Annotated in this window: 5 protein-coding genes and 1 rRNA gene; 1 reads left to right on the top strand and 5 read right to left on the bottom strand. The window is 66.4% G+C overall.

Annotation, left to right across the window (positions count from 1 at the left end):
* Window positions 1–55 precede the first annotated feature (55 nt).
* The 5 genes from BKH32_RS05095 to gatC all read right to left on the bottom strand — a co-directional run bounded on the left by BKH32_RS05095 (window position 56) and on the right by gatC (window position 7,336).
* Window positions 56–1,717 (bottom strand): 16S ribosomal RNA (locus BKH32_RS05095).
* Between the two features lie 588 nt (window positions 1,718–2,305).
* Window positions 2,306–3,694 carry an NAD(P)-dependent malic enzyme gene (locus BKH32_RS05090; RefSeq protein WP_075248937.1) on the bottom strand — a complete coding sequence of 463 codons (1,389 nt, stop codon included), beginning with the start codon at window positions 3,692–3,694 and terminating at the stop codon, window positions 2,306–2,308.
* A gap of 305 nt (window positions 3,695–3,999) precedes the next feature.
* The gene (gene gatB / locus BKH32_RS05085; protein WP_075248936.1) at window positions 4,000–5,496 is read right to left on the bottom strand and encodes an Asp-tRNA(Asn)/Glu-tRNA(Gln) amidotransferase subunit GatB; all 1,497 of its coding nucleotides are present in this window, start codon (window positions 5,494–5,496) and stop codon (window positions 4,000–4,002) included.
* Window positions 5,493–7,034, bottom strand: coding sequence for an Asp-tRNA(Asn)/Glu-tRNA(Gln) amidotransferase subunit GatA (gene gatA / locus BKH32_RS05080; RefSeq protein ID WP_075248935.1), 1,542 nt, complete (start codon window positions 7,032–7,034; stop codon window positions 5,493–5,495). Before gatA ends, gatB begins: the two co-directional genes overlap by 4 nt.
* A complete protein-coding gene (gene gatC, locus BKH32_RS05075; protein WP_075248934.1) occupies window positions 7,031–7,336 on the bottom strand; it encodes an Asp-tRNA(Asn)/Glu-tRNA(Gln) amidotransferase subunit GatC in 306 nt (101 codons plus the stop codon). Before gatC ends, gatA begins: the two co-directional genes overlap by 4 nt.
* Before the next feature lie 418 nt (window positions 7,337–7,754).
* Between gatC and BKH32_RS05070 the strand changes: the two genes are divergently transcribed.
* A complete protein-coding gene (locus BKH32_RS05070; protein WP_075248933.1) occupies window positions 7,755–9,593 on the top strand; it encodes a L,D-transpeptidase family protein in 1,839 nt (612 codons plus the stop codon).
* The last annotated feature ends 48 nt before the right edge of the window (window positions 9,594–9,641 follow it).

Here is a 9,641-nt window from a genome sequence, read left to right as displayed (position 1 = left end):
CGGCCCAGACAACCAACAGCCGGGAAGCCACCCCCACACAATTACCTATCCTTAGAAAGGAGGTGATCCAGCCGCACCTTCCGGTACGGCTACCTTGTTACGACTTCGTCCCAATCACCAGCCCCACCTTCGACCGCTCCCCATAAGGCCACGGGCTTCGGGTGTTGCCGACTTTCATGACGTGACGGGCGGTGTGTACAAGGCCCGAGAACGTATTCACCGCAGCGTTGCTGATCTGCGATTACTAGCGACTCCAACTTCACGGTGTCGAGTTGCAGACACCGATCCGAACTGAGACCGGCTTTAAGGGATTCGCTCCACCTCACGGTATCGCAGCCCTCTGTACCGGCCATTGTAGCATGCGTGAAGCCCAAGACATAAGGGGCATGATGATTTGACGTCATCCCCACCTTCCTCCGAGTTGACCCCGGCAGTCTCCCGCGAGTCCCCACCACAACGTGCTGGCAACACGAGACAAGGGTTGCGCTCGTTGCGGGACTTAACCCAACATCTCACGACACGAGCTGACGACAACCATGCACCACCTGTGAACCGGCCCCACAAGGAGGAAACCCCGTCTCCGGAGCCGACCGGCACATGTCAAGCCTTGGTAAGGTTCTTCGCGTTGCATCGAATTAATCCGCATGCTCCGCCGCTTGTGCGGGCCCCCGTCAATTCCTTTGAGTTTTAGCCTTGCGGCCGTACTCCCCAGGCGGGGCACTTAATGCGTTAGCTACGGCGCGGAAAACCCGGAAAAGGCCCCCCACACCTAGTGCCCAACGTTTACGGCGTGGACTACCAGGGTATCTAATCCTGTTCGCTCCCCACGCTTTCGCTCCTCAGCGTCAGTAACGGCCCAGAGACCCGCCTTCGCCACCGGTGTTCTTCCTGATATCTGCGCATTCCACCGCTACACCAGGAGTTCCAGCCTCCCCTACCGCACTCAAGCCGGCCCGTACCCACCGCAAGCCCCCAGTTAAGCCAGAGGATTTCACGACAGACGCGACCAGCCGCCTACGAGCTCTTTACGCCCAATAATTCCGGACAACGCTCGCGCCCTACGTATTACCGCGGCTGCTGGCACGTAGTTAGCCGGCGCTTCTTATCCAGCTACCGTCAACCCACCCACAAGGAGCAGGCCTGCTTCACTGGCGAAAGAGGTTCACAACCCGAAGGCCTCCATCCCTCACGCGGCGTCGCTGCATCAGGCTTGCGCCCATTGTGCAATATTCCCCACTGCTGCCTCCCGTAGGAGTCTGGGCCGTGTCTCAGTCCCAGTGTGACCGTCCACCCTCTCAGGCCGGCTACCCGTCACCGCCTTGGTAGGCCATCACCCCACCAACAAGCTGATAGGCCGCGAGCCCATCCCCCACCAAAAACACCCAAAAGCGCAATCTTTCCCACACCCACCATGCAGCAGGCACAGAATATCCCGTATTAGCCACACTTTCATGCGGTTATCCAGAAGAAGGGGCCACCAAAAACACCCAAAAGGCACAATCTTTCCCACACCCACCATGCAGCAGGCACAGAATATCCCGTATTAGCCACACTTTCATGCGGTTATCCAGAAGAAGGGGGCAGGTTACTCACGTGTTACTCACCCGTTCGCCACTCATCCACACCCACCAAAAAGGAAGGCGCTTCACCGTTCGACTTGCATGTGTTAAGCACGCCGCCAGCGTTCGTCCTGAGCCAGGATCAAACTCTCCAAACAAAACCAATCAAAACCAAAAACGGCTCCAACCAGTACAACAGTCCAGAAAACCAGACCAAGGCCCAACCCAACCCCAAAACAAGGGCCAGGCAAACCAAAACAAAACAAACCCCAAAACCACACACACAACATGCGCAGCCCCAGGGCCATGGCATAAAAAACATGACACACTATCGAGTTCTCAAACAACACACCCAGCCGGGGCTCAGCCAAGCCTATTCGACTTAACCTCGCTCTGGCGAGCAACTCGGCTACTCTAGAACATTTGCCGTCTCGACGTCAACCTCAGAAGCATTGCTCCCGGTCACACCGATCGACGTTCTGTTGCAGCACGTCTGCCACCGGAAGACCGTGAGCCAAGCTCAGCCCTTTCGGCAGCGGGCTGTACTTTAGGCAGGTCCACCCCACGGACGTCAAACCAGGAGCCCATGATCCAGGACACATCGACTTTTCCTTGTCCTGGCAGCGCCCAGACACCGTAGCCCGCGCTCTCGGGCGGGTGTCGTCAGTCTCCCCTGTGGGATGAGGGCGCGTGGCCCAGGTCGCGCCACATACCCTCATCCCACACGAGCTGAAGCCTTCCGGCCCTCACTCCGCCTCAGCGAACTTGCGGACCGCCTTGGCCACGGCGTCGGCGACCCGAGTGTCGAAGGCTCCGGGGATGATGTACACGGGGCTGATCTCGTCGTCGGCGATCACCGAGGCGATGCCGGTGGACGCAGCCCTGAGCAGCTCGGTGGAGATATCGGTGATGCCGGTGTCCAGCAGGCCGCGGAAGAGGCCGGGGAAGGCCAGCACGTTGTTGATCTGGTTGGGGAAGTCCGAGCGCCCGGTCGCCACCACGGCGGCGTAGTCGGCGGCACGGATCGGGTCGACCTCCGGGATCGGGTTGGCCATGGCGAAGACGATGGCGCCGTCGCTCATGACCTCCAGGTCCTCGGGCTCGAGCAGGTTGCCCGAGGAGACACCGATGAAGACGTCAGCCCCCTTGAGGCCCTCCTTGAGTGAGCCGGTCACCTGACGCGGGTTAGTGTTCTCCGCCAGCCACTTGCGGTGCTCGTTCATTCCCTCGGTGTTCGCCGAGGACAGAGCCCCGGTGCGCCCGTAACCGACGATGTCCGTGGCGCCGTGCGCCATGAGCAGCTTGGCGATGGCGCTGCCGGCCGCACCGACGCCGGACAGGACGATGCGCACGTCCTCGATCTTCTTACCCACGATCTTCAGAGCGTTGATGAGGGCCGCCAGGGTCACGATGGCGGTGCCGTGCTGGTCGTCGTGGAAGACGGGGATGTCGAGCTCCTCGCGCAAGCGGGCCTCGATGTCGAAGCACTTGGGGGCCGCGATATCCTCCAGGTTGATGCCGCCGTAGGCCGGGGCAATGGCCTTGACGATGGAGATGATCTCCTCGGGGTCCTTCGTGTCCAGAGCCACCGGCCAGGCATCCACGTTGCCGAACTGCTTGAACAGAACAGCCTTGCCCTCCATGACGGGCATGGCGGCGGACGGGCCGATGTCCCCTAGCCCCAGGACCGCGGTCCCGTCGGTGACGACGGCGACGGTGTTCTTCTTGATGGTGAGCATCCGGGCACGCTCGGGGTGGTCGTAGATGGCCTTGCAAACGCGGGCCACACCGGGGGTGTAGACGCGGGCCAGGTCACGACGGTTGTGGATCGGGTACTTGCCGACCACCTCGATCTTGCCTCCGACGTGAGTCAGGAAGGTCGAATCACCGACGTTACGGACGACGACGCCGTCGATCTCCTCCAGCTTGGCGACCAGCTCGTTGCGGTGCTTGGAGTCCCGGGTGTCCGCCGTGAGGTTGACGGTGAGCTTGTCACCGTCGGCATCGGCCACGTCGACGCCGGTGACGATGGCGCCAGTCGCAGTGGCGGTGTCGACCAGGCGGGCCACCGCCTTCTGGGAGGCGGGCACCTCAAGATACAGGGCGACGGTGTAACTGGGACTGGGCTGAACCATGGGCACTCCTCGTGGGACGGGCAGGGCTTGTGACAAGTACTCCGAGCCTATCTCGCACAGGTCGCCAGCCACTCGGATGACGGTCCTAATGTGATCAGATACTGAGATTCGCAGCAGCTTTCGCAAGCAATCTCACCCTCCACAGCAGCAGGTCCTCACTGACACGAGCCGCCGGGAACGGACAGTCCGGCCCGTCACCACTGGCTGGATGCAGCGGTGACGGGCCGGACTGTTCCGAGCCGTCCTCAGTACGGGACGATGATGCGCGGAGGAAGGGATTCAGCAGACCAGTGGCGAGACTCGCCTCAGCCCTGCACGCGCTCCATGACGAGCTCACGCACGCGCTTGGCGTCGGCCTGGCCACGGGTCGCCTTCATGACGGCTCCGACGATGGCGCCGGCCGCCTGGACCTTGCCGCCGCGGATCTTGTCGGCCACGTCCGGGTTGGCGGCCAGGGCCTCGTCCACGGCGGCCAGCAGCGCGGAGTCGTCGGAGACGACCTCGAGCCCGCGAGCGACGGCCACGGCCTCAGGATCACCCTCGCCGGCCAGGACCCCTTCGAGAACCTGGCGGGCCAACTTGTCGGTCAGGCGCCCGGAGTCCACCAGTCCTTGCAGCTCGGCGATCTGCTCGGGCGTGACGGCCATGTCCTCCAGGGCGGTCTCCTGCTCCTTTGCCCTGCGGGAGAGCTCGCCCATCCACCACTTGCGGGCGGCCTGACCGGTGGTTCCGGCTGCCGCGGTGGCCTCGATGAGCTCGAGCGCCCCGGCGTTGACGACGTCGCGCATCTCGGTGTCGCTCAGACCCCACTCGGCCTTGAGACGACGACGCTTGGCCGCGGGCATCTCGGGCAGCCCCGCACGGATCTCCTCGACCCATTCGCGGCTGGGCGCCACCGGCACGAGGTCCGGCTCGGGGAAGTAGCGGTAGTCGTCGGCGTCGGACTTGACGCGACCGGCGCGAGTGGTGCCGTCGGCCTGGCCGTGGCGGGTCTCCTGAAGCACCTCTCCCCCGGCGGCCAGGATGGCGGCCTGACGCTGGATCTCGTAGCGGACGACCTGCTCGATCCCACGGAAGGTGTTGACGTTCTTGGTCTCGGTGCGGGTGCCCAGCGGCGCGTCGGGCGACTCGCGCAGCGAGACGTTGACGTCGGCGCGCACGTTGCCGCGCTCCATGCGCGCCTCGGAGACCCCCAGGGCGCGGAAGATGTCGCGCAGGGTGCGCACGTAGGCGGCGGCGACCTGAGGCGCCCTGGCGCCGGCGCCCTCGATGGGGCGGGTGACGATCTCCACCAGCGGCACACCGGCGCGGTTGTAGTCCACCAGGGAGTGGCTGGCGCCCTCGATACGGCCGTCGGCACCTCCGATGTGGGTGTTCTTGCCTGCGTCCTCCTCCATGTGGGCCCGCTCGATCGGGATGGTGAAGAAGGATCCGTCCTCCATCTCGATCTCCAGGGCGCCGTCGTAGGCGATGGGCTCATCGGACTGTGAGGTCTGGAAGTCCTTGGCCAGGTCCGGGTAGAAGTAGTTCTTCCGGGCGAAGCGGCAGGACTGCGCGATCTCGCAGCCCAGGGCCAGGCCGATGCGGATGGCGTACTCCACGCCGCGGGCATTGACCACCGGCAGCGCGCCAGGCAGCCCCACCGACGTGGGGGTCACCATCGTGTTGGGCTGAGCGCCGAAGACGTTGGGGGCGGCGTCGAACATCTTGGTGGCGGTCCCCAGCTCGACGTGCACCTCGAGTCCCAGGACCGGGTCGTAGCGACGAACGGCCTCGTCGAAGTCCATCAGCGTGTCACTCATCGTGTCTCCTCCAGCTCGGGCGCACGCGACAGCAGCGGCGCCCCCCATGTCTCCTCCAGCGCGGCCTCCAGGACGGCACCCACGCGGTACAGGCGGTCATCGGCCCTCTGCGGCGCCAGGATCTGGAAGCCCACCGGAAGCCCGTCATCGCTCAGGCCCGAGGGCAGGCTCATGCCGGGCACCCCCGCGAGGTTGGCCGGGATCGTGGTCACGTCCAGCTTGTACATCGCCAGCGGGTCGTCCTTCTCCCCGAAGCGGTAGGCCGTCACCGGAGCGGTGGGCGACACGAGGATGTCCGCCTTGTCCCAGGCGGCGGCGAAGTCGCGCTGCACGAGAGTGCGCACCTTGAGGGCAGAACCGTAGTAGGCGTCGTAGTAGCCGGCCGACAGCACGTGGGTGCCCAGGATGATGCGGCGCTTGACCTCGTCACCGAAGCCCGCCCCGCGGGTGGCCGCCATGACGGTCTCGGCGGTGACGGGTCCCGACGTCGGCTCGACCCGCAGGCCGTAGCGCATCCCGTCGTAACGGGCCAGGTTGGAAGAGGCCTCGGCGGGCATGATGAGGTAGTAGGCGTCCAGCGCGTACTCCAGGTGCGGCAGAGAGACGGTCTCCACCTGCGCTCCGGCCGCCTCGAGCAGCTCCAGGGCGGCGTGGAAGGAGGCCACGACGCCGTCGTGGTAGCCCTCTCCGCCGTCGAGCTCGGAGATGACGCCGACCCGCAGGCCGGTCAGGTCCCGTCCCTCCTGCGCGGCCCGGACCACGGCGGCCATGCCGCGCGGGGCGTCCGGCAAGGACGTCGAGTCCAGCGGGTCGTGGGAGGCGATGACGTCGTGCAGCAGAGCGGTGTCCAGCACCGTGCGGGCCATGGGGCCGGGCGTGTCGAGGGAGGAGGCCATGGCAATGACGCCGAAGCGCGAGACCGTGCCGTAGGTCGGCTTGACGCCGACCGTGCCGGTGACGGCCGCGGGCTGGCGGATCGAGCCCCCGGTGTCGGTGCCCACGGCCACAGGGGCCTCGTAGGCGCCGACGGCGGCGGCCGAGCCACCCGAGGATCCTCCCGGGATGCGGCCCAGGTCCCAGGGGTTGGCGGTGCGGCCGAAGGCCGAGTGCTCGGTGGAGCCGCCCATGGCGAACTCGTCGAGATTGGTCTTGCCCAGGATCGGGGTGCGGGCGGCGCGCAGGTTGCTCACGAGGGTGGCGTCATAGGGCGGCACCCAGCCCTCGAGCATCCGTGAGGCGGCGGTCGTGACCTGGCCACGGGTGACGATGAGGTCCTTGACGGCCACCGGCACACCGGTCAGCTCACTGATCGCCTGGCCCTCCTTTCGGGCGGCGTCGGCGGCGTCGGCCTGGCTCAGGGCGCACTCGGCATCGACGTTGAGGAAGGCCCCGACGGCACCGTCGACAGCGTCGATGCGGTCGAGATGGGCCTGGGTGAGCTCGCGTGAGGAGACCTCCCCCTCCGCCAGGACGGCGGCCTGCTCGGCGGCGCTGCTCCTGATGAGGCCGGCCAGGGCGGTGGTGCTGTGAGTGCTCATGAGGCGGAGTCCTCCCCCAGGATCTGCGGAACGAGGAACATGGAGTCCTCGCTGGCCGGCGCGCCGGCCAGGAGCTCGTCGACGTCGAGCGTGGGGGCCGGAACGTCCTCACGCAGCACGTTGGTCAGGGGCACGGGGTGGGAGGTCGCCGGCAGGTCGGGCGTGACCACGCTCGTGACCCGGGCGAAGGAGGAGGCGACCGCGTCCAGCTCTCCGGCCAGGCGCGTCACCTCCTCTTCGCTCAGGGCGACCCGAGCCAGCGCCGCAACCCGTGCGACCTCATCAGTGGAAATAGCAGACATGGTGTGGAGTCTAGCCGGGCCGAGCCGGGCTGCGGCCGCATCACGTCGACATCACGTCGAAGCAGGACCGCCAGGGAGATCAGGCTCTCATCGGCGTCTCTACTTCCCGCAGGCGGGGCGTGGGCGCCGTACCTGCGGGCTCCAGCGAAACTGAACCGATGCTGAATTCGTGCGATCTCACAGAGCCTCATCCCTGAGAATGATTGACATCGTCTCGTTTCACGGATGTCATGGTGATCACCAGGGTGAGGACCGACCCGCCGGCGACGGCGCTGCCGCGTTGAAGCAGGTCGGGCCGGGAACAGTCCCTGGGGATCAGGCCTCCATCCAGGACGTTGGGCCACCGGAGGTCGGATGGACTACTGGATTCGGCCGCACTCCTCCCCGTACGGGGCCCGTGGCCGAGGGACGAGGATGCATGAGCAGCAACACTTCCCCCACTGGTGCGCAGCACCAGGGAGAAGCCTCACAGAGCGAGACCACTGTGCTCAGCACGCCCTACGGGCAGTCCGAAGGCGTGCGTCGTCAGTCCGTCTACCGGGCGGCTGCGCGAGCCGCGGCACCGCAGGCGCATTCCGCCAGCCCCGCCCCGAGCGGTACGAGCGCGGAGCAGGGCAGCACCGAGGAGATCGAGGCGGTCATCCCGGCAACGACCTCTGAGCCGGGCTCCGGCGGTGAGCCGGGCGATCAGCTGAGCAGCGAGAATGCTTCGGGTGCCGAGGGCACCGACAGCGCCGGCGGCGCCGGCTATCCCGCCGCAGTCGCCCCGGCCCCCTCCTCCTTCCCTGCACTCACGTCCCCCGATGCGGGCTCGTCCCCGGACGAGCCGCGGCGGCGGCGCCGTTGGCCCCTGGGGGTCGCGGCCGCAGTGCTGCTCCTGCTGGGCGTCGTGGGTGCCGGGGGCTACGCCTACGCCGCGCACTACGACGGCCGGGCCGTCCCGGGGACCACGGTGGCCGGCGCCGACGTCTCCGGCAAGAGTCGGCAGGAGGTGGTGGCCACCATTGAGGAGCGCGTCAAGAGCACCAAGGTCGACATCTCCGGGGACGTCACCGCCAGCGCCTCCCTGGCGGATCTGGGAACCACGGTGGATGCCCAGGCCACCGCCGACGCCGTCATGGCTCGGGGCGACACGCTCGGCGAGAAGCTCCGCGCCCTGGTCTCCCGGGGCAAGGGCGAGGTCCCGGTGGTCTCCTCCACTGACAAGACCAAGGTGAGCAGCTACGCCACCTCCTTGATCCCCGAGGACCGTGCCAAGGCACGCAACGCCACCGTGGTCCTCGGCGAGGACGGCACCACCTTCACGACCACGAGCTCGGCCAAGGGCTCCTCCCTGGATGCCGACGTCCTGGCACAGGCCGCGCAGAAGACCGCTACGTCCCTGGACTCGTCGTCGATCTCCCTGAAGATCACGAATGCCGACCCGAAGGTCTCCGACTCCGACGCCCAGAAGGTCGCCGACAAGGCCAACGGCTGGGTCTCTAAGGACGTCACCATCACCATGGGCGAGGACTCCTACACGGCACAGAACACGGACAAGGCCTCGTGGATCACGGTGACGAACTCCTCCGACGCCGCCCCCACCATCGCCGTGGACTCCTCGAAGGTCTCCCAGTGGGTCAAGACACAGGCCGAGGAGGCCAGCTCCGAGCCCGTCACCGGCGAGCGCAACGTCAATGCCAGCGGTCAGGTGGTCTCCACCCCGACGGAGGCCAAGGACGGCAAGACCGTCAACAACGCTGATGCCGTGGCCACTGCGATCACGCAGTCCCTGGGCAGTAACAAGGCCTACTCCGGCTCCTTCGAGGCCACAACGGTCAAGGCGGAGTGGAAGGAGCGCACCATCGCCAACGGCGCGGAGAAGCTGCCCTACCAGGCCGCCCCGGGTGAGAAGTGGGTCGACCTCAACCTGTCGAACAAGACGGTGACCGCCTACGAGGGGGCAACCGTCGTGCACGGCCCGGTCTCCATCGTCGACGGCGCCGCCGAGACCCCCACGGTGACCGGCACCTACAAGGTCTACCTGCAGTACGAGTCCCAGACCATGCGCGGTGAGAACGCCGATGGATCCCCCTACGTCACCGAGGACGTCCCGTGGGTGAGCTACTTCTACAGCGGCTACGCCTTCCACGGCGCGGGGTGGCGCTCCAGCTTCGGGTACTCCGGTTCCCACGGCTGCGTCAACATGCCGGTCCCCGAGGCGCAGTGGATCTACAACTGGGTCGACACGAACACGGTGGTCCAGAGCCACTACTGAGCCGGCATCAGCGCCAGTATCGGCCGAGTCACGACCGGGGCGGGGCAC

It is taken from the genome of Actinomyces oris, assembly GCF_001929375.1.
GTDB classification, from domain to species: domain Bacteria; phylum Actinomycetota; class Actinomycetes; order Actinomycetales; family Actinomycetaceae; genus Actinomyces; species Actinomyces oris_B.
The sequence above is the reverse complement of the archived record's forward strand: the minus strand, read 5'-3'. Positions and strand labels throughout refer to the sequence as shown.